The organism is Secundilactobacillus collinoides DSM 20515 = JCM 1123 (genome assembly GCF_001435975.1).
GTDB classification, from domain to species: domain Bacteria; phylum Bacillota; class Bacilli; order Lactobacillales; family Lactobacillaceae; genus Secundilactobacillus; species Secundilactobacillus collinoides.
The window spans coordinates 59,396-80,402 of sequence record NZ_AYYR01000001.1; the positions used below are offsets into that span (position 1 = coordinate 59,396).

At 46.1% G+C, this 21,007-nt stretch carries 19 protein-coding genes; 17 read left to right on the top strand and 2 right to left on the bottom strand.

What is annotated here, in order from left to right; translation table 11 throughout:
• Positions 1–40 precede the first annotated feature (40 nt).
• Positions 41–1,273, bottom strand: a complete 1,233-nt coding sequence (locus FC82_RS00260) for a multidrug efflux MFS transporter (protein ID WP_054760322.1) — start codon at positions 1,271–1,273, stop codon at positions 41–43.
• A gap of 287 nt (positions 1,274–1,560) precedes the next feature.
• On the opposite strand from FC82_RS00260, the gene FC82_RS00265 reads away from it, so the two are divergent.
• The 15 genes from FC82_RS00265 to FC82_RS00335 all read left to right on the top strand — a co-directional run bounded on the left by FC82_RS00265 (position 1,561) and on the right by FC82_RS00335 (position 18,030).
• Entirely contained in the window at positions 1,561–2,115 is a 555-nt protein-coding gene (locus tag FC82_RS00265; RefSeq protein ID WP_235809133.1) for a TetR/AcrR family transcriptional regulator, read from the top strand.
• Between the two features lie 276 nt (positions 2,116–2,391).
• The gene (locus FC82_RS00270; RefSeq protein ID WP_056995900.1) at positions 2,392–2,853 is read left to right on the top strand and encodes a MarR family winged helix-turn-helix transcriptional regulator; all 462 of its coding nucleotides are present in this window, start codon (positions 2,392–2,394) and stop codon (positions 2,851–2,853) included.
• A gap of 494 nt (positions 2,854–3,347) precedes the next feature.
• Positions 3,348–4,469: a hypothetical protein gene (locus FC82_RS00275; RefSeq protein ID WP_054760326.1), complete on the top strand. Its 1,122-nt coding sequence runs from the start codon at positions 3,348–3,350 to the stop codon at positions 4,467–4,469.
• A 35-nt stretch (positions 4,470–4,504) separates the two neighbouring features.
• Positions 4,505–5,974: a glycan biosynthesis hexose transferase WsfD gene (wsfD, locus tag FC82_RS00280; RefSeq protein ID WP_065101476.1), complete on the top strand. Its 1,470-nt coding sequence runs from the start codon at positions 4,505–4,507 to the stop codon at positions 5,972–5,974.
• Positions 5,964–7,517, top strand: coding sequence for a hypothetical protein (locus FC82_RS00285; RefSeq protein WP_056995901.1), 1,554 nt, complete (start codon positions 5,964–5,966; stop codon positions 7,515–7,517). Before wsfD ends, FC82_RS00285 begins: the two co-directional genes overlap by 11 nt.
• Positions 7,518–7,528: 11 nt before the next feature.
• A complete protein-coding gene (locus FC82_RS00290; protein ID WP_191982789.1) occupies positions 7,529–8,782 on the top strand; it encodes a glycosyltransferase family 2 protein in 1,254 nt (417 codons plus the stop codon).
• Positions 8,727–10,853 (top strand): cellulose biosynthesis cyclic di-GMP-binding regulatory protein BcsB, encoded by a 2,127-nt coding sequence (locus tag FC82_RS00295; RefSeq protein WP_235809134.1) that lies wholly within the window; start codon positions 8,727–8,729, stop codon positions 10,851–10,853. The genes FC82_RS00290 and FC82_RS00295 overlap by 56 nt, the downstream gene beginning before the upstream one ends.
• Positions 10,843–11,700, top strand: coding sequence for a diguanylate cyclase domain-containing protein (locus tag FC82_RS00300; protein WP_054760331.1), 858 nt, complete (start codon positions 10,843–10,845; stop codon positions 11,698–11,700). Before FC82_RS00295 ends, FC82_RS00300 begins: the two co-directional genes overlap by 11 nt.
• 139 nt (positions 11,701–11,839) lie before the next feature.
• Positions 11,840–13,579, top strand: a complete 1,740-nt coding sequence (locus tag FC82_RS00305; RefSeq protein ID WP_056995902.1) for a thiamine pyrophosphate-dependent enzyme — start codon at positions 11,840–11,842, stop codon at positions 13,577–13,579.
• 17 nt (positions 13,580–13,596) lie between these two features.
• On the top strand, positions 13,597–14,469 hold the full coding sequence (locus FC82_RS00310) for an RluA family pseudouridine synthase (RefSeq protein ID WP_054760337.1): 873 nt from the start codon (positions 13,597–13,599) through the stop codon (positions 14,467–14,469).
• A 198-nt stretch (positions 14,470–14,667) separates the two neighbouring features.
• Entirely contained in the window at positions 14,668–14,859 is a 192-nt protein-coding gene (locus tag FC82_RS00315) for a hypothetical protein (protein ID WP_054760339.1), read from the top strand.
• A 367-nt stretch (positions 14,860–15,226) separates the two neighbouring features.
• Positions 15,227–15,979, top strand: coding sequence for a DUF1003 domain-containing protein (locus tag FC82_RS00320; RefSeq protein ID WP_065101473.1), 753 nt, complete (start codon positions 15,227–15,229; stop codon positions 15,977–15,979).
• 297 nt (positions 15,980–16,276) lie between these two features.
• The gene (locus FC82_RS00325) at positions 16,277–16,861 is read left to right on the top strand and encodes a GNAT family N-acetyltransferase (protein WP_054760341.1); all 585 of its coding nucleotides are present in this window, start codon (positions 16,277–16,279) and stop codon (positions 16,859–16,861) included.
• A gap of 170 nt (positions 16,862–17,031) precedes the next feature.
• Positions 17,032–17,484 (top strand): MarR family winged helix-turn-helix transcriptional regulator, encoded by a 453-nt coding sequence (locus FC82_RS00330; RefSeq protein ID WP_056995903.1) that lies wholly within the window; start codon positions 17,032–17,034, stop codon positions 17,482–17,484.
• A 21-nt stretch (positions 17,485–17,505) separates the two neighbouring features.
• Entirely contained in the window at positions 17,506–18,030 is a 525-nt protein-coding gene (locus tag FC82_RS00335) for a GNAT family N-acetyltransferase (protein ID WP_054760343.1), read from the top strand.
• Between the two features lie 48 nt (positions 18,031–18,078).
• Here FC82_RS00335 and FC82_RS00340 read toward each other — a convergent pair whose 3' ends face one another.
• On the bottom strand, positions 18,079–19,023 hold the full coding sequence (locus FC82_RS00340) for a dihydroorotate oxidase (RefSeq protein ID WP_056995904.1): 945 nt from the start codon (positions 19,021–19,023) through the stop codon (positions 18,079–18,081).
• A gap of 191 nt (positions 19,024–19,214) precedes the next feature.
• Here FC82_RS00340 and FC82_RS00345 point away from each other — a divergent pair, with 191 nt between their 5' ends.
• Entirely contained in the window at positions 19,215–19,622 is a 408-nt protein-coding gene (locus tag FC82_RS00345; protein ID WP_054760345.1) for a hypothetical protein, read from the top strand.
• 10 nt (positions 19,623–19,632) lie between these two features.
• The gene (locus tag FC82_RS00350) at positions 19,633–20,829 is read left to right on the top strand and encodes an MFS transporter (protein WP_056995905.1); all 1,197 of its coding nucleotides are present in this window, start codon (positions 19,633–19,635) and stop codon (positions 20,827–20,829) included.
• Positions 20,830–21,007 lie beyond the last annotated feature (178 nt).

Sequence of the window (21,007 nt, forward strand, 5' to 3'; positions counted from 1 at the left end):
GAATCCTAAGCGGAATCCAGTCTTTTTTGACGAATAAAAGTTAAGCGCGTTTTAATTTGAACCGTAAACTAGGTTCGGTGAACCACAACATCAGAAAGTTGATCATGAGCAGGCAGGCTGTCGAGATAAACACGGTGTTGTAACCGAACAACCCAGCCAAGGTGCCACCAAGCAGGGAACCAAGCATGTTACCTAAAGCTTGGAATGATTGGTTCCAGGAGAAAATTGCTGAGGTGGCTGTCGCTGGTGAATTTTTGGTCAACAGGGTCTGAATCGTCGGGAACAGGGCGCCGTCAGAAATGCCGATCAGGAATCGTAATACACCTAAGATCCAGATGCTTGTTACAAATCCTTGGGGCAGATACATGATCATCGCGAACAAATAGCCGCCCATCAATATTTTACTGGAGCCATTGACGTCGCCGTAAGCGCCAAGTCGGGGGGCAGCCAGAATGTTTGAGATACCGGGCAAGGCGGCGATGATACCGGCCACAAACGCAATCGGCCCGCTGTTATGCATCAGTTGTTTAACGTATAAACTGATAATCGGCGCAATCGAAGTGTTTCCTAGTTGCACGAACATGGTCGACAGCAGCAGGACAATGATTAACCGCGGATTCTGAAATTGACCAAGCAAACCGCCAATACCGTGTTGTTTGGCCTGCTTTTCCTTAGTTACGGGCACAAAGTATTCCTTCACCAGAGTTGCAGATAAGATACCGGCGACAGCTAATAGGGCTGACGTGATGAAGAACGTATTTCTGATGGAGAAAATTTCCGCCAAAGCGCCGCCGATGATGGGTCCCATTAACATACCAGAGGTTGACCCAGTGACAAGTGTTCCCAGCGCTTTTCCGCTATGATTTCGGGGTGTCTGTGAAGCGATAAGTGCTTGGGCGTTGGAAATAAACCCTGAGAAGAGCCCCTGTAAGGCTCGTAAAGCAATCAATTCCCAGACGTTAGTGACCAGACCCATCAGAAACATGGCGACTGCCATTCCAAACGATGCCCGAATTAGCATCACTTTCCGACCCTTTCGATCAGCGAGAGCGCCCCACATTGGCGACACAATAGCAGTCACAAGAAAGGTCGCCGCGTAAACGACCCCGCTGTAAAAAGATACCTGTGCATTAGTGAAATGACCCAGTTCACTCACGTACAGTGACATGAAAGGCATGATCTCACTAAAGGCGATTCCGGCAATAAATGTACAGCCCCAGAGAACGTATAAATTACGTTTCCAAGGGCTTTGTTCACGATGAGCTTCATCCATGATGCAAGTTATTCTCCCTTGTTGAATTTTTTATCCAGTGTGACGCATTGTGTGCCACGGTTTTTAAGAAACTTAGCCAGTTGGATGAAAGGGCATGACACGCGAAATATCAGTAACCAGTCTTAGAATTGCAAAACAGTACAATGTTTTTACGTTTCTATTCAAGTAACTGTGAGGGTGAAAGCTTTTTCTTAAATTAACCATTGTAAATTTAATTTACAAAGAGTAATAATAGACTTGTTACATAAAAAAAGCAAGTGAGTGAGAATATGGTACAGAAGAGAAATTTGTCAATTAGTAAAATAACAACAGCTGCTAAACAGCTTGTTAACGAGGATGGTGCTGAGCAATTAAGCTTTAGTCGCGTGGCAGATGTGTTAGGCGTTCGCCCGCAGGCCATGTACGCTTATTTCCCCGGTAAGGAACAGCTAAAGGTGGCCCTGATCATCGACTTTTTGGATGAACTGACAGCAAATATTGAAAAAAAACTAGTCGGTGTCGCAGGTGAGCAGGCGTTGACCATTTTTGGCGAGCGGCTCCACACTTTGCTGTTAGCACAACCTGAAATGACTAGGTTGGCTTTTGGCGGCATCAATTATCGGCATCAAGAAGTGGCTAACGAGCACCTCCGAGAATTAATTAATCTATTAGAGCAGCTCATTGCACCATACACTGCCAACCATACCGAGATGCTAAATGAAGCACGCTTGTTTCGGGCACTGGTTTTTGGCTACGTGCAAAATGAACTTTGGGGCTTGTTTCAATTTTCACCAGTGCCGGCGCAGGACAGTTTTGAAGCTGCGTTAAAGCAGGTGATCGGGACGATTACTAGCGATTCATGATAAGGCGCATATACGCGTCTTGGGCGTGCGTCACTTCGAAATTGAATCGCCAAATCTTCGGCCGTTGGTGACATTTAAAAAAGCGCATTGCTGATGATGACTGGCGGTAAGTCAGCATCATGAGCAGTGCGTTTTTTTGGCATCATCAGATGAAAAGTAAATTGTTAGTATTTTAACAGTTGGATTTAGAATTGTGGGTTACTTAAGGAGTTTGATTATGAACTAAAGGGTCGGTATACTTATTGCTGTAAATACGAAAATGGAGGACAGTAGATCGTGAAAAGTAATGATCCCAACAGTATTACCGATCGTCTGCATCATCTAGTTGCTCGAGAAATGGAGCTGGTCCATGACAGGTTCAGAAATTTAGGCCTTAACAACCAGCAAGCCCGGCTGTTAAAGTATGTGAGTGAACATCCAGGAACGATTCAAAAAGATGTCGCGCAGTACTTAAACCGTCAGAATGCCACTGTAACGAATATGTTGAAAGTGTTGGAAAAACAAGGGTATGTCAGTCGACGGATTCCGGATGACAACGAACGCCAAAAACAGTTGTACCTCGAGGCAAAGGGGGAAGAACTGATTGCCTCCATCAACGCAGTGTTCGCAGCTTTGGAAACAGAAGTGCGCGATGCGATTCCTGAAAATGAACGGGAATCATTGGTAAAAAATTTAAATCGAATTCAATCGCGTTTGGACAAATTATCGCTTAATGAGGAGAATGACAGAAACCGTTAGCAAATTGTGCGGTTGAGTCAAGGGGCCAATCTGCGAATAAACAGCTTAAATATGCTACGTGAGTGATTTCGGCTTAGTCAGCCACAACAAAACTGTCGTTTCCGACTATAAAAGAGACCTCAACTATATCCCAAATTTCGGGGTATTAGTTGGGGTCTCATGTATTCTTTCAGAAAAAACTTTTTTCTAAACAAATTTGCCAAGAAAAACGACAGTTAGCAGTCATTTTGTGGTTGCTGGTGGTAAAATAATGGGGGCGTGAGATTTTTTCACGATGCAAATAGGATGATTACGATGAGGACTAACGGTATTACACTAACGTCGTTTATTGGACGACTGGGAAGTAATACGTTTTAGTGTGTCCCAATACTGAGAATTAATTGAGTAATACCTTATAATTTTATGAGTTTTAACTAGGGAATGTGGTTTACAGCTGATGGGTTTGCTATATTAACTAAGGAAACTGTTAGCCAACAGAAAGGCGGTATATGTAGATGAAAAGAATGTCGTGGTTGTTGTCCCTGGTTGGACTGAGCATCATTCTAAGTGGTTGTTCAAGTCGTGTGGCCGTTAAGGTTCCGACGCGTTCAGCAAAGGGTTTTGTGGCTACGACAGCTTATCATCACCACACAATTGAGCAAACTGAGTTGCACAAATTTGTTCACGATAAGCTGGTTACTTCTGAGGGTATCTATACAAATTATTTAGCTTCCGACAAGCAGCAGTCTCAGGCCACAGGCCACGAAATGCTGCTAGAATCTTCTGGGTTATGGCTGACTTATTTAGCGCAAACAAAACAAAATAAGGCCTTTCGGCGTAGTTATCAACAGACGGTCGCGACATTTGGTCAGGGTGACCAGCTCAGCTATCGATATGATCCGACGACCAAAAAACGATCTAATGTGAACGCCACATTAGATGATTTTCGGGTGATTCGGGCATTGGAGGTGTATGCGATTAACACAAAGAGTCATGTTTACGCTAAAAAAGCAGCGACGCGATTTGCAAAACTTCAAAAACACGTTTTGGCCAAGGGACGGTTAGTTGATTTTTATGATGTCAACGCGCACCAAGCAAGTACCACCAGCTCGTTAGCCTATTACGACCTGTTGACGCTGCGCTACTTTGAGTCTGTATCCAAAACACAGCGCCACTATTACGCAAAACAATTAGAACTTGTTCAGGCCGGGTATTTGGGCAATGCTTTCCCGTTGTATGCGTCAAGCTATGATTGGCAAAGTGGTGAATACAGCAGTAAGAATCTAAACACATCCGAGGCCTTAGAAGTGCTCTTGCATCTGGCCGAGGTTGGTCAGGTTAAACAGCAATCCGTTGACTGGCTCGCTGAACAAGTCAGTGCGCATAAACTGTATAACAGTTATACGATCGATGGCAACGTAGTCAACCAGGATCAGTCGTCTGCTAATTATGCGCTTGCTGCGCTGATCTTTGCTACTGTTCACAATCGTGCGATGTACCAAACAGCGATGAAGGCGGTATGGGCTTCACAGGTCGTTAATCAAAAATCGCCAATTTTTGGTTCTTTGGGAGATGCTGCAACAGGACAGACGTATTCATTTAATAATCTAACCGCACTTGTTGCGACAACATATTGAGGGACGATAACTTGAGAAAAGGGCTGACTTTAAAATTGAATCGCATCAGTCGCGTGTTTTCACCCGGCGTATTCGCTTGCCTGTTTGCTGCGCTGGTAACAATACCGTTATTGTTTTTGACGCCCATTCATGGGTTAGCAGATAACGGAGATTTTTACCGAGCCATGCTGAGCAATGGCATTTATCGGCTCCCCTCGCAACATAGCCAGTATCTGAACTTTGTCGTCCAAAAATTTGGCCTGATGCGCTATTTTAATGAAAACAACGTTGCGGTGTTTTCGTCACAATCATTAGTCGTCAAGGCTGCGGTTGTCTTGAATAAACTTCTTTACAGTCGGCATGTGTTTGATCTTCGTTTTCTGGCCGCAATCTATGAGGTGTTTTTCCTCGGCGCAGTTTATCTCTTGACGAAGTCTTTGGTTTACCCATACCGGCGGTTACGAAGTTACGTGATTGCTGCTCTGGTAGTTTTCGTGTTTGCAGATGGTACGCTGACGCTATATTTTAATTCGTTTTTTGCTGAGCCAGGTATGCTTATTGCGGTTATGTATGGCTTTGCGGCCATAATGGCTATTGTGCATCGGTGTTATCAGCATAATTGGCCGATGGTCCTGTTGTTTATCGTCAGCACGGTCTTCTTGATTACCAATAAGCAGCAGAATGCGCCGTTAGCATTAAGTTTTATCGTCGCAGGCGCGGGATTGCTTTTTTTGGCGAAGTCTAAAAGCCACCGGATTGCAATTTTGATGGGGTTCGTATTGATTGTCGGCGCTGGCGGTGTGACCTATAAGATGATAAATACAGAGTTTAGTGAAGTCAATCAGTACCAAGCTTTGACGCATGGGGTGCTGTTAGAGACCGGTGACCCGAGCCAAAAGATAGCGAAGCAACACCTTAATGAAGCATACGCTTTAATGCGAAGTGAGAATTATTATCCTAAGACATTCACGGCGGTCAAACCTAGTGATTCATATATCAAGCAGCACTTGCTGAAAAAATATGGGACCGGCTGGCTGATTCGCTACTATGCCGCGCACCCCAAACAGTTTGGCCAATTACTTGATCTGGCGGCCAAGGATGTGATGCAGACTCGGGTCACCGCAGTCGGCAACTATGCACGCGGTTCGGGTAAACCGGCTGGTGCGCAATCATACTTCTTTACGGGATACAGCACCTTGATGACCAATTACTTCCCTCACAAATATGCTTTTGATTGTTTATTAGCGCTGGCATTTATTGGTATTTACAGTGTGAGTGCTTGGCTTGATTTAAAAGCCAAACGCCCAGGGGGCATTATCCGTTTTTTCTTGATCACCGGCCTCATGACCATTTGCGTGTTTGTCCCGATTATTTCAATTATTGGTGATGGGGACGCTGATTTGGCGAAACATTTATTCATGGTGCCAGTTTGTTATAACCTTACCTTTTTATGTTTTATTTCAGATGTCCTTAATAAACGATTATGGCTGACCGGTGACGAAAAGGAGGAAGAAGATGACACATAAACATTGGCAACACTGGTTACTGTCTGTGACTCTCCTTCTGTCTTCGATATTGCTGGTTATGGTGCCAATGAATCATGTGCAGGCAAGCGTACAACGTGTTTTGCTGGTTTATGATGCACAGAATACAAGTGCACGTGGTAACCAAAAAATTGATATCTTACAACGGACGCTGACCGCACTTAATCTGCGGGTTAAAACGGTTGCCCAGACTGATTATCAAGCTGGGATGATCAAGCAAGGCCACTACACGGGCGTTATCACCATGGTTAACTGGTCAGCCGTTGGGATTACCAACAAAACGTTCATCCGTGACCGTGACGCATACAGAGGAATCAAACTCCATATTGGCGATGGTTTGACGGCAAAGGAGGCTTCGGAACTCGGTGCGACAAAAATGGTTCTTTATCAACAACAGATGGCATTGAAAACAGCTAAAACAAGCAAATCGTTACCGTTTAAACAGGCGATCACAGTTCTGACGCACCAGTCGTCCGACGCGGTAATGTATGGCCGACTGGTCACTCCAGACGGTAATGTGGACTATGCATATGGCACAGTTAATCATCACGATGCTTACCTGCCCTTTTTTAATACGAGCGGCATTGGATTGGCAACGAGTCAGCAGCTATTGGCCCACTTGTTTACCAAACAAACAACGAATCGCCCGTTACTGACTATTAGGAAGGTCACACCGTACAGCAACCTTACCCGGCTTGTCAGTCTCAGTCGATATTTAAGACAACAACATATTCCGTTTGCCATCAGTGCAGTCTCGGTTACGGATAATTCAGAATTGGCCGCATATCGGACGTACACTAAGGCGCTTCGCGAAGTGGAATTAAATGGCGGTGTTGTCTTTTTGCAAACACCACAGGTAGGCGGAGCTTCTGCTAGTGATGGCACTTTATTAGATCGGCTGATGACGGGAGAACTGGTTGACCTTGCAAATCAAGCCGTTTTTCCAGTTGGCATCAGCAGCGAAGGGTACTGGAATCAGGACGCCGTACTCCGAAAAAATGCCCTGCAGAAATCTTCAAGCTGGCTCCTTTTGGCTAATAAGACACCGACATACCTCAAACAAGATAACGATGCGGTTGTGGCGCAACGAGCGTTTGCGGCAACTCCGTTAAAAACTATGTCAGCCAAAATGGTTTCTGATTTTGCAGTTCCAACTGCGCTGACTATCTCATTGCCTACGAGCAAGTCGCAATTGAGGCATGTTGAGCGCACAATCGTTCATGCTGGGTTCGAATGGGCTAATCTGCAGACAAATGGATATCGGAGTACGATTCGCACTGGAACAACAGAGCTGGTCTATCATGACGGTAAATATTATTTAAATGGTCACCAGCAACGAGTCACTCGCAAGGTTGCGTCACCCTATAAAACCCCGAAACCAGTGGCAACTCAACCGCTTTTCAAGGGCTTTTTCAAATTCCAGGGTCAGTTTTTAACCGTCTTTTTTGGTGTTGTTTTAATTGCTTTAGTTGTGTTCATTATTATTGGCAGACGGATTTACTGGCGCCGATTAAGGCGTAAATAAGGAGGCAGAACATGTCAATACTCGATATTTTATTAATGGTCGCGGTCATCTCCATTTGGAGTATTCTTGTGATCAACCTGCTATTGACGTTGGCGGGCTATACCTGGTATCTGCGCCATGTGAAGCGCGACGAACCAAAACTTCCTGATGACCCGCCATTCGTTTCGATTCTTGTGCCGGCGCACAATGAAGAGATTGTCATCGTTAAAACAGTTTTATCGCTGCTCAGTTTTGATTATCCGCATGATCGATATGAAGTTATCATCATAAATGATAATTCAACTGATCATTCTGCTCAAAAATTAGCCGCTCTGCAGGAGGATTTTGGTACCGCACGGTTGAAGATTATTAATACGGATAGTGTGACCGGTGGCAAAGGCAAATCGAACGCACTCAACATTGGATTGAAACAGGCACGCGGATCAATCATTTCGGTTTATGATGCTGATAATACCCCGGAGGCACAGGCACTACGCATTTTAGTAGCTGAATTATTGGCAAATGATCGTCAAGCCGCCGTGATTGGCAAATTTCGAACGCGCAATAAAAATGCGACCTTGCTGACGCGCTTTATTAACATTGAAACCTTATCGTTTCAGTGGATGGCACAGGCCGGGCGGCAACAGTTGTTTCACCTCTGTACAATTCCGGGCACTAACTATGTCATTCGCCGGGATATTTTGGAAAAGGTCGGGCAATGGGACGTCAAGGCACTAGCTGAAGATACCGAAATCAGTTTTCGAATTTATCGGTTGGGTTACCGAATTGGCTTTCAACCACTGGCAGTGACCTGGGAACAGGAACCGCAGACGATCGATGTGTGGTTTCATCAGCGGACGCGCTGGGTCAAAGGCAACATTTACGTCATTTTGAAGAACGGTAAGCTCTTGTTCAAAAAGGAGGGCCGACCAATTCGGTTTGATCTACTGTATTATTTAGCTGTTTATTTTATGTTAATGTTGTCGCTGGTTCTTTCAGATACCGTGTTCGTCCTGTCGGTGGCTGGTATTGTTCACTCGAATCTTCAGGGCTTCAGTAATGGGTTATGGCTGTTTGCAGTGGTCATGTTCATTGCCAGCACGTTTCTCACAATTACCACTGAACGTGGGGAACTGACAATAAGCAATTTGTTTTTGATTGTTTTGATGTATTTATTCTATAGTCAAATGTGGCTCGCAGTTGCCGCGTACGGAATGGTGGGGTATATTCGTGAACAAGTTTTTCATCAACAAGCAAAATGGTACAAAACGAAGCGGTATCAATAACTGGTTAATTTTCCTCAGTGTTGTGCTGGTTGGGTTTGGGACGTTCTTAACACCGCGTGTGATTCACGCTGCAGCAACTCAAACCTACACGGATCAGTTTCAAAACAGCACAACGACATTGTCAGGCACATCAGTAACAGCCTCAATGTATTTTTCAAAGGAGTCCTATTGGAATGTCAAAAAGGCCACCTTTAACTTAAGTTATCAGGCATCCCAATTGACGAACAAGCAGACATCTGACATTACTGTCACTGTGAACGGGGTGAAATGTACCTCATTTAGGCCGCAGACTGGAGATGGCACGCAAACCAAGGAAATTTCTATTCCAACGAAGCTGCTGGCAGCGGATAATCAACTCACCGTTACCGGGCAGATTGAGACGCAAAAGAAGAACCAAGTTGTTCAGGCAACGCAAACACCCGCAAACTGGTTGACAATAACAGACGCTTCAAATGTTAGTTTTTCTTACAAATTGAATCAGGCTGATACCACGATTTCAGCGTTTTATACGCACTTCATTGGGGACGATACTGTTAATCAGCAACGCGCTGTTTTAGCAACGGCGGACACCCCTACTAACGCAGATTTAACTGCAAGCATGTTGGCATTGTCCGGCACATCCCGCACTATTTCTGCTCAAGCTAACCAGGTGCAGATTGAACGCTGGTCCAAAGTTCAGGCTGATGATGGAGACTATGTCATAATGGTTGCGACCTACCAGGAGTTACCTGCCATCTTCAAAAAAGTGATCACCGAAGATCAAGTTACCAAACACGCTGTCATTAAGGCGGTGACTGATAAGGGACGACACTATCTGATTGTGACCGCGAACAATGATCGATTGTTGAAACGAGCAGGCCGTTTCGTTGCTAATCAGGAATTGATGACAGAAAGTCAGCAGGAAAGCATTTCGCTTTCAGATCAAACGGCAATCGACTCCGCCAGTGCAGATTTGAATCGCGAGACGTATCAACTAACTGATCAAGCGGTGCAGTTCACTGGCACGGGCCACCATGAAGGCGACTACTATGTGAGTTTGCCGAATGACCGAACAAATGCTGATGGGTCAACGGTTTCACTTAAACTAAAATACAGCGATAACTTGGATTTCAAGCGGTCCTTAGTGACGGTTTCTGTTAATGACACGTTGACGGGGAGTCATCGATTGGTTCGTGGTCGTATCAATGGTGACCGGTTGACCTTTAAACTACCGCGGGGGACTGCGCTGAGTAATAGTTTGGACGTTAAGGTGGCCTTTGATTTGGCACTTAATGGCGCAAATCAAACAGCTGACAGCGATTCTCCGTGGGTCACCATTGAACCAACCTCAAAGATGACCGTTAAATCGCAGCAAAGCAATGATCTGCTGCTGACTAATTATCCGACCCTGTTTATCAAAAATGAAACCTATAATCACTTAGCTGTTGTCGTTCCTAAAACACTCAATGACCAGGACTTTAAAACACTCAGCAATTTGTTTAACCTCATTGGCAGTTACGCGAAGTTAAATACGGGCAGCATTCAGTTTTACCAGCATCCCAGTAAGACCGTGTTAAAGAACAGTAACGTGATTGCAATTGGAACGCCAAAACAAAATCCATTGATCAAGCAGCTGAATTCAAAATTATACTTTAAATATGCTCGGTCGTGGGAGACGTTTAAATCAAATGAAAAATTAAGTCTGACCAGCAGTTATGGGCACACCATCGGTACAGATCAGTTACTGCGGTCACCCTATAATGCTAAACGTGGTCTTCTTGTGGTGACTGGGGCCACTTCACAAGCAACCTATCTTGCTTCAACGCAGTTAAACACTGCTTCAACAATTCAGCAATACACCGGTGATGCCATCGTTGTGGACACGGATAATCAGCATACGGGTTATCGGTTCAAAAAGAATAAGGCGATCGACCGTGCACTGACTGTGAAACGGAATTTGAACCAGAATACCCAGTTGCTCATTTATTTAGGCGCCGCGTTGATTGTCATCATAGCGATTGGAGCAGCTATTATTCTGGTCATGAAAAAACAGGGGCTGCTAAAAAGAGGAGGTCGTTCGAATGACAAATAAGCATCAAAATGCCAATCTCTATATTGATGTTTGCTGGTTGCTATTTTTGGCAGCCTTTGCTGGCACTGCGATTCTCATGGCGTTGTCCGGCCATTTGATTCTCAATACGATTTATCTCTTTTGTACAATTGTGTTATTACTGATGACCTATTTTTGGGGACTGTTGACCGGGCTAGTTGCCAATTTCTTGTTCATTGCCATTCAAATTATCATTGTGCTCTACCAATACTTGGCGAAAACGCAGGACATTCCCTGGCCGCTGATGTTTTGGATGGTTCAACCGTTGATGCTCAGTGTCATTTTGTATTTTCTGACCATTAACCAGACTTATCTTCAGCAACAAAGTCGTGATCTGCAAACTGCGTTGATTGAACGAGGTGCATTTGATGCGCAAACAAATTTACGAACGCGTGTTGCTTACCAGGAAGATGCCCAGGTTTTCATCGAAACAAATCGTCGGTTTCAGCTGCCTGTATCCACGTTGATAATAAAGATTCGTTACTACAATGACCTGCGTCGCATGATGACAGCCGAGCAGCTGACGGAACTTTTACAGCTGGCTTCATCCACCATTAAAAAAATAACGCGTGATAATGATATTACCTATCTTTTGGACCGGGATGATCCGACTTGGGCGATCCTTATCTATGCAAATACGGATGGTGCACGAGTTGCCACTAGTCGAATCAAAGAGGGGTTTGACAAAGCCTTTCGCGATAATCCCGATTTGACAAACGTTGCTCTCGCACTAGTCGTTGGGGTCGCAACGTGGGATCCGGAGACTATGAAAACGCCCTCTGATTTTATGGAGGCTGGTCTTAAGGAGACACAGTATGATGTTTCGTAATGCGTTTGATTTTTGATTATGAACGGCATGATTGGCAACCATATTCTATAAATAACAGTGAAAGGGCCAGACAGCCCTTTTTTTGTTGTGTTTGTTTTGCTAAAATGAAAGCGAATACATCTTTGAACGGAGGGATTTTATGACGGAAATGAAAGCGTCACAGGCGTTAGTGAAAGAACTTGAAAATTGGGGCATTGACCATGTTTATGGTATTCCAGCAGATTCGATTATTGATGGGTTCGCTCCCGAACAAGCTTCGGTTAACTACATTCAAGTACGTCACGAAGAGGTGGGCGCCTTAGCTGCGGCTGCGGAGACTAAGCTCACCGGAAAAATCGGCGTGGCCTTAGCTTCAGTCGGTCCAGGCGCAGTCCACCTGCTATACGGCATGGTTGATGCTAAGATGGATCGCACGCCAATGCTGCTGATTATGAGCACCGTTGCCACCAGTATGATTAACACGCGCTTCATTCAGGACATGGATGAAAACGAGTTATTTGCGAGTTTAGACACTTTTCACGAACAGGTAAGCAACCCGCAACAGATTCCCAGCACAATTCGCCGAGCCATCACCGCGGCTTATGAGACGCAATCGCCATCCGTTGTGATTATCCCAGATAACCTTGCCAGCAAGATGATCGACTATACGGCAATGCCGGTACAGCACGCCGCTAAACCGAAGGCTAGCGGTACCAGTGAGCAGGTCTATGAAACAATCAATCTCATCAAGGGCGCCCAACGCCCAGTAATGGTCGTAGGAACTGGCATTAAGGACGCGAAGGCCGCGGTCGTTGGCGTTTCAAAGCGATTTGGTCTGCCAGTTATCTCTTCGGCACCTGCTTCCGGCATGGTACCAAGCAATTTTGAAAACTTTATGGGGTCACAAGGGCGAATGGGAACGCAGCCGGCCTATGAAGTTTTGCACGCTGCTGACCTTGTACTGATGGTCGGTAGTTCAAACCCCTTTGTTAGATTTCTGAGTAAGGATGTGACTTTCATTCAGGTCAATGAGCGCGCTGCTGGTCTCGGTCGTGAAGCACCAGCAACGCAATTGATCTTGGCCGATGCTGGTACTTATCTGCAGCAATTGATTGAAGCACAACCAGACCGGTTACAGGAAACGGCTTTTTTGAAAGCAAGCCAAAAATCACGGGCTAACTGGCTTCATTATTTAGATGCACGGGCAGCAGAACGACCCGATGGCCTGCTCACTGCTGAGGGCGTGTTGAAGGCAGTCGGTACGTTAGCTGACGCCGACACGATCTATGGCTTGGATATTGGGAACAATACCGTGTGGTCGACACGGATGCTGCCATTTGACCAAAATCAAAAAATGACGATGTCCGCTTGGTTTGGTGCGATGGGTTACGCCGTTTCAGCGGGGATTGCTGCTAAGATTGCCCAACCAAACCGCCGCGTCATCACAGTGTCTGGTGACGGTGGGTTTTCAATGATCGTGCAGGATATTTTGACGCAGGTGCAATATCAGCTTCCAATCATTAACGTAGTGATTGAAAACGGCGGTTTTGGATTTATTCGTCAGGAAAAAGCCAATAGCGGTCAGACCGATTATGCGTTAAAATTTAAGAATGCAAACTGGGCTGGTGTTGCCGACAATATGGGTGCCATTGGGTTACGCGTCACGGATGACGAGTCGCTGAAGGCGGCCATTCAAAAGGTCAATGACCTGATTGCGGCGGGCAACAAGACACCTATCGTGATCGATGCAATCGTGTCGGATCAGCCACCGTTGGAAACTGGCCGGATGGCAGTAGATCCAAAGGTGGATACAGAAACTGACATCAAGGCCTTCCGGGATCAGTACAACTTCCCGGCGGACAAGTACCCAGCCCTGAGCACTTTGATCGACCAACAATAGTGAAATGGAGTGGCAGTATGGAGTTTAAATGGCAAGTGAAGACGGCGGGGTTATCCGCCAAACGATTTTTGGCACGGCAGGGTGTGAGTCACCGGATGTTTACCCAGATCAACCATAGCAATGGCAAAATTCTAGTAAACGGGAAGGTTGTTGCACCGGCAACTAAATTGGCGGTTAACGCTGAATTAACCCTGATTATGCCAGCTGAACCGGCGGACCCGAACGTTCCCGTTAGCCATGAACCGCTCACTGTCATTTTTGAGGATGAGAATTTCTTGGTGGTGGCCAAACCCGCTGGTCTAACCGTGGTACCGGGCCCCAGCAATCGCACTGATACACTGGTGAACCGGGTAAAGGGCCATCTGGTTGACAGCCAAGAAACCAATTTAGTGCCCCATGTTATCACGAGGCTGGATTGGGACACCAGCGGCCTTGTCCTGTTAGCGAAGCACCGGTTAGCCAATTCGTGGATGAACCAGGCGTTAGCGGACCACACACTGGTGAAACGATACTTGGCATTGGTTGGCGGACAGCTGCCAGATGACCACGGCATCATTGACGCACCGCTCAGACGCGCGGACGAGGGGTTTAACCAAATCGTTGCTGAAGACGGCAAGCCGGCCAAGACTGAATACTGGGTTCGACAGCGGTTCAGTGGTTACACCCTGGTTGAGGTGCTATTGCACACCGGCCGCACGCATCAGATTCGTGCTCATTTTCAATCCATTGGTCACCCATTACTGGGGGATGCGCTCTATGGTGGTGATCAGCAGGAGATGACGCGCCAAGCACTCCATGCGTTTCAGTTAGGATACGATGATCCGATGACCCATGTACACCAGCAGTTCGCGTTGCCGCTTCCAGAAGATATGCAACGGTTAATAAAATAGCCTCATATAAACATGTTAGTGGACCCTACCAATTAATTGATTGGCAGAGCCAACTGACATGTTTTTTGTTAGTTCAATGAGTAACAACCACTGAAAATGAGACTTTTCTCTCACTTCTAAAAAGAAAGTGCAAAAGGGTTGTAATTTAATTTAAATCCGGTATAGTACGGGTTATAAAAGATAAGGAGTGAATGATAGATGACAGGTAATGACGAGTCACAGCAGGCAATTGAAAAGATTTTGAACCAAATGGAGGAAAATCTTTCAGAATTGTCGTGGTTTGACTGTGACTTAAAAGATGACCAGTTTAAGGCGCACATGGCAGAGATTCGTAAGTCTTTGCGACTCGCTAAACGGTCATACATTGATCATAAACTGGTGACTGAATAGTTTGTTGCTTGGTAATTCTGTTTGTTTCTTGACTATAGAACGCGCGTACTCAAAATGAATGTGGTCGGCTGGCCGATACACATTGTGCCACAATGAAAACGGGACAATAGGCGATTTTGCTCCCGGAGTATAAAAGACCCCCACAAAAAACCACAAATTGGTTTTTAGTGGGGGCCTTTTATATAGCCGGGAGAAGTTGATTGTTGCCCGTCTAGACTTGATAATCAATACGCGCAAATTGAACCATTTCAGGATTGTTTAGAGTAAAGGCGACTTTTGCCACAGCCTATTTTCTTTTGCGACAAGAGTGGTTTAAACTAGGACTAGACTATAAAGCGTAGGTATTCATTAGAAAGAGGGGAATCCAATGAGTGATGAGCGAATGACGGCCAATTGTCTGGTCGATGGCGATACATTTTTCCTTGATGAGGGGATGTATTTATCTGAATTGTCGACCACCATGCGCAACCGGGTCAAAAATGATTATCCAAAAGCGAAGGTGACCGACTTTATTTGTAATCGGCACTTGTTAAAGTACCGTTTGGCCAACGTTGATGCAATGATCAATGCTGACTTGAAACAGAGCCAAAAAATCAACCGAAAATTGACCCGAGCACTGCAAAGTGATGATTATGAAATTACTGATGTGAATGAATCACTGTCAAACAGTCTGACAACGGGTCAGAAAGTATCGGACGCCGTCGCTCATTTCGGCGGGAGCTGGGGCTTTATTTTCATTTTTGCGATGGTCCTGCTGACATGGATGCTCGTTAACGGGCTTCAAGTTTTGGGGATTCACTTTGACCCGTACCCGTACATTCTGTTAAATCTATGTTTGAGCTGTATTTCGGCGTTGCAAGCCCCCATCATCATGATGAGCCAGAACCGCTCGGCCGACCGGGACCGGATGGACGCTGAAAACGACTACCACGTTAATCAGAAATCGGAGCATGAGCTGCGGATCCTGCACGCCAAGCTGGATCATCTAACACAAAATCAAATTCCGCACACGCTTGAAATTGAACGGATGCAGATCGAAATCCTAGGAGAAATTCGTGGCGAACTAAATGAGTTGCGTGACAGGCAGGAAAAAATGGCTGAACGTGGCAGTGAAAAATAGCCAGTAGGACGGTGGACTTTTAAGTCCGGGTGGTTTGCCATTGCATTTTGTGCGGAGGCACGGTGCGAAACGTTTGTGGTGAACTCATTGAATTGACGATGTGTTGTTTTCGAGTGCGTTACTGGCGGGCGCATACATCTGTGACAAAACTGTGAACGATAGACATTTTTCGGCGCATTTTCCGAACCGAATATGAACAGGGCGCTTTTCCGTCTTAATTTAACTGATTGACCATCGTTTTTGACAAGCTGTCAGATTTCCGGTATCCTCTTACATAACCATGAATGGAGGATTATTGTGATAATCATACGTGAGGCGCAGCCCGCTGATGCAGGTCAGATAGCGCCCTTAATTAATTTGATTTTTGATGAGATGCAGTTAGAAGAGTTGGACGACGTTCCCGAACCTGACTTAGAGAAGGTCATCACGATGGCGTACCGGACAAGAAGTTATTTGTCCAGTGACGCAACCACCGTGGTGGCCGAGGCCAATGGTCAAGTTGTGGGCGTCGCGTTCGGGTATCCCGGAGAAAATGAAGCGCGCGTCGACGAGGTGTTGAAACGCCTCTCAAATAAATCAGCGGCGTTTAAGCATCCCTTTGAGGCTGAATCTGAAACGGATGGCGATGAATGGTATCTGGATTCTATTGCTGTTTCACCACTGTTTCAGGGCCACGGGGTCGGCAGCCAGCTATTGAAGGCGCTGCCTGCTTACGCTAACCGTGATGGTGAGTCTGTCATGGGACTTATTGTCGACTTCGATAACCCAGGTGCGATGAAGCTATACGAGCGCGCGGGTTTCGAAGTTGTTGGTCGCCGAGTAATCGGTGATCATCAGTACTACCACATGCAAAGAGGCATCAAAACGCCTTTGTTTGCATAATTAATATTGCTAAAACAACGCCCAGCCGCAATTGTGCCCGGGCGTTTTTAAGTTGCTTGCGCTACCGTGGCGCATTAAATCAATCGTGGCTTGAAATATTGTTGCAATTGCCAAATAAACGTGTTATTCTCAATTATGCTGTATTTGCATCAAAAGAGGAGTGATGTGAGATGACGGATATTTTACGTGAGATTGGCATGATTTCCCGCGCGTTAGATTCGATTGCCAATATTGAGTTTAAACCCTATGACCTGACAAAGGGGCAGTTTCTATACTTGGTTCGAGTCTGTGAACAACCCGGAATCATTCAAGAGCGGTTGGGCGAGCTGATCAAGGTTGATCGGTCCACAGTGATTCGGGCGGTGCAAAAACTGCAACGTAATGGCCTAGTTGAAAAACGTCCTGATCAAGAAAACAAGAAGATTCGCCGTTTATATCCAACTGAAAAGGGGCGGCAACTCTATCCATTGCTCAAACGGGAAGATGACTTTTCTAACCAGCGGGCGTTACAGGGATTTTCGACCACGGAACGCCACCGGTTGGCGGTTATGTTGCAGAGAATGGCAACAAATGTGAACGATGACTGGCACAGCGTCAAAAAGGGGCACCAGCGTGACTACTAACAGAAAAAAGGGGCACAAATAATGACAACAACTTTAACACCAATTACTATCAATGAGCTGTCTCAGCTGCAAGCCTTGAGTATTGAGACCTACACCAACACGTTTGGAGCAGCGAACACACCGGAAATTTTGCAAGCTTATCTGGACGAGGCGTATAACACAAAACAACTCACTGTGGAATTAACCGATCCTGATTCGACCTTTTATTTTTTGATTCAGGATGGGCAGTTGGCCGGGTACCTTAAACTAAACGTGAATGACGGTCAATCCGAGCCGATGGGACCAGATTATTTGGAGGTTGAGCGTATTTATTTGAAGCCGAGCTTCCAACACCTTGGTTTGGGGAAAACGATGATTACTTTTGCTGAAAAACAAGCTATCCAAGCGCATAAATCCAAAGTATGGTTGGGTGTTTGGGAGCACAATGAAAATGCCAAGGCTTTCTATCACCGGCTTGGATTTGAGAAAGTCGGCGCGCATACCTTTTACATGGGTGATGATCCGCAGACGGACTTTATGATGAGTAAGGCATTAACCGAAGACTAAAAAGCCCAGCTAACGGTTTGTTAGCTGGACGTGGTCAAATCCAATTATTTAATCATCAAATGTTTTAAGCTTGCCCTTAAAGTCAGCAATACTTTGGTAGCCCTTGGCGTCCATGATGGCGCTCAGTTCTTTCGACAGCCGCTTGAAGATGCGCGTGCCTTCAAAACCAAACTGAGTCCCAACTTGAACCATGGAAGCGCCACAGAGAATATGTTCAAAGACGTCAGTCCCGTTCATGACACCACCAGTACCGATGATGGCAATCTCTGGTTTCAGCCGTAAGCTCAACCCCCGGACGTTAGCTAGAGCAGTTGGCTTGATGAACGTCCCACCGATGCCGCCAAAGCCGCCCTTTGGCTTAATGGCAACGCGTTCGGCATTTGGATCAATGACCAGCCCGTTACCGACACTGTTGATCGAGTTAACGAAGGTCAGGGGGAATTCATTTAAAATTTTGGCGATTTGGTCAAAGTGCACGAGGTCAAAGTAAGGTGGTAATTTAACCCCAAGTGGCTTGTCGTAAAAATCAAAGACTTGAACTAAAATCTCGTGAACCCGGTCAAAGTCATATCCAACTTGTGGTTTGCCGGGCACATTCGGACAGGAAAGGTTCAGTTCAACGAACCCGTTGAATTCTGAATCTTCAACCTTGTGCAACATAGTTAAGTTATCTTCAAGTGTCGTGCCCGCAACGGACAGGAGGTTGGTCTTATCAGGTCGCTTTGCTTGATCCTGTAAGACGAAGTTCAAGTAGTAATCTAGGCCGTGGTTTGGTAAGCCCATAGAGTTAATACAGCCGCCGGGCAGACTCTTCATCCGTGGTTCAGGGTTTCCTTCGCGCACGTTTGGCGTTGCGCTTTTCGTCACGTAAGCACCAGCAGGTGACGCAATAATTTGGTTCAAATCATTGTCGTCGGCACAACGCACACCCGCGGCGTTCATCATGCAGTTACTAAAGGTTCTACCAGCAATCGTTGTTGATAAATCTGTCATCAAAAGTCAGCTCCCAGTCTGAATTTATTTTGGTTATTTAGTTCCTTGCTACTGTAACCGGAAAACGGCATTTCGTCAACTAGAAGTTTGTCCAGTAGTGCGCAAGCATTCGGTAAAAGGCCCAACAAGTCGTGACCAGACTGGGATTTGCTGGTAAACTAAAATAAAGATTCAATTCGGAGGTGAGTCACTTGGACCACAAACGACCCTATTTACAATTAGGCGACCCGCGTTTAGCAAACATGATGCTTTACTTAACAACGCCAGTCACCCTGCAAAATCACGTTGATTACCACTTCCTCGGTTCGGAACTCAAACAGATTCGGCCGGGTTTTTGGACGATGCCAGCGTATTTGAACGATTACGATACCATGAGTCTGTTTTTCTTGTTCACGGCGGATGACAACGGCGAAATGGCTGTGATGATGGCTTCTGGCGAGTGGCAGGATGGACATTTGGGGATGTCGGCCCCGATGAAAACGGGCGCCGGGTTAAATAAGCTGTACCACCATCGCCGCAAAAATGCGGTCAAAGCGTTTAATTATTTGTTAGCGCTGACCATGAACGGTAAGGCGGAATGGCGGCAATTGCCGGATTAAGGAGGGGCCGATGCGTTCAAAAACTTTTAATTGGCCGCTTTTTTTATCACCCTTCATTTCTCGGGTGGGGGATTCACTCTACTTGTTTGGACTGAATTGGTTTGTCGTCAAAGCAAGCGGCAGCACGGCGTTGCTTGGTATCGTTCAGGCGGTCGGCGGGCTCACACTGTTATGCGGCGACTTGTTTTGCGGTGTCCTGATCGATAACTATAATCGTAAACGCATTTTAGTGGTCTCAGAATTTATTTGTCTGCTGGCTTGCTTTAGTTTTGCGATGATCATTGACCCGGAGAACCCGGCTGCCTGGCAATTGATTGGGCTGACCGTTATGCTGGATGTCGGCGTGGCGTTCAGTTTTCCGGCGGCGAAGGCCATCGTGCCGGAAATATTAGCTTCCAGTGCGTTGCAACGATTTAACGCGTTTTCGAATACCTCGCTGAATTTGGCGGATATCGTGACCCCGTTGTTGGGTGGTCTGTTGCTGACCCTGAAGTGGATCGACTTTCGAACGTTTTTGTTGATAAACGGCATGTCCTTCACCCTGTCATTTTTGTTGTTAGTCGGCTTGCGGTACCATGCACCAGCAAAGCGTCAAACGCACCTCGGCTTCAAGGCTAGTCTGATGTCTGGCTTTAAATACGTTGGGGCACACCAAACACTAGTGGAAAATGTTTTTTTGAGCGGTTTTGCTAACGTGTTGTTCGCGGCAGTTCGCCTGGTGCTGCCCTTTGTGGTCAACCACTTTTACCAAGCGGATCCGCAAAAATACAGTTTCTTACTGACCGGTTTGGCGCTGGGTGGCATACTGGGCGGATTGCGCTTGACACTGGTAAAGCGCCCGACAAGACGTAACGACAACTACCGGGACCTCGTACTAGCAGCTGTCGGGCTTGTGGTTGCCGGACTGGTTCGCCAGTACTGGGTGTTATTGCTGTTCGCGTTCGTGTACGGGTTCGCAATGGCGTCCTTCAATATCCGGGCGTTTACCATGACACAGGATGCCACAGAAAATGAGTATTTGGGACGGATCTTCGGCATTTGGTTTATCGCGCTGGATGGTTTTCAACCGCTGGGGTCGTTTGTTTTTGGCTTTTTAACGGACACCACGCAAAACGCCACGTTCTTAGTGATCGGTGTTGTCTTACTCATTGGCCTATTGCTGATAAGACTGGGTATCAACCATGTCTTGCCATCGACACGTGATTGACAATGGGCACACAGCCCGTTATAATTTGAATAAATTAAACCTTTTAACTTGGTCCCGTGAGGCTGAGAAGGGGCCGTTCGTACAAAAAGAAACACATGGAAACGACACCTCTATACCTGCGGGTATGGGGGTGTCGTTTCGTGTATTGGTATCCTCGACCAAGTAAGGGATGAGGGAA

Coding starts and splice junctions, on each gene's coding strand:
- FC82_RS00260 (WP_054760322.1), bottom strand. CDS start 1,273: ATGGATGAAGCTCATCGTGAACAAAGCCCTTGGAAACGTAATTTATAC.
- FC82_RS00275 (WP_054760326.1), top strand. CDS start 3,348: ATGAAAAGAATGTCGTGGTTGTTGTCCCTGGTTGGACTGAGCATCATT.
- FC82_RS00285 (WP_056995901.1), top strand. CDS start 5,964: ATGACACATAAACATTGGCAACACTGGTTACTGTCTGTGACTCTCCTT.
- FC82_RS00290 (WP_191982789.1), top strand. CDS start 7,529: ATGTCAATACTCGATATTTTATTAATGGTCGCGGTCATCTCCATTTGG.
- FC82_RS00300 (WP_054760331.1), top strand. CDS start 10,843: ATGACAAATAAGCATCAAAATGCCAATCTCTATATTGATGTTTGCTGG.
- FC82_RS00305 (WP_056995902.1), top strand. CDS start 11,840: ATGACGGAAATGAAAGCGTCACAGGCGTTAGTGAAAGAACTTGAAAAT.
- FC82_RS00310 (WP_054760337.1), top strand. CDS start 13,597: ATGGAGTTTAAATGGCAAGTGAAGACGGCGGGGTTATCCGCCAAACGA.
- FC82_RS00315 (WP_054760339.1), top strand. CDS start 14,668: ATGACAGGTAATGACGAGTCACAGCAGGCAATTGAAAAGATTTTGAAC.
- FC82_RS00320 (WP_065101473.1), top strand. CDS start 15,227: ATGAGTGATGAGCGAATGACGGCCAATTGTCTGGTCGATGGCGATACA.
- FC82_RS00330 (WP_056995903.1), top strand. CDS start 17,032: ATGACGGATATTTTACGTGAGATTGGCATGATTTCCCGCGCGTTAGAT.
- FC82_RS00335 (WP_054760343.1), top strand. CDS start 17,506: ATGACAACAACTTTAACACCAATTACTATCAATGAGCTGTCTCAGCTG.
- FC82_RS00340 (WP_056995904.1), bottom strand. CDS start 19,023: ATGACAGATTTATCAACAACGATTGCTGGTAGAACCTTTAGTAACTGC.
- FC82_RS00350 (WP_056995905.1), top strand. CDS start 19,633: ATGCGTTCAAAAACTTTTAATTGGCCGCTTTTTTTATCACCCTTCATT.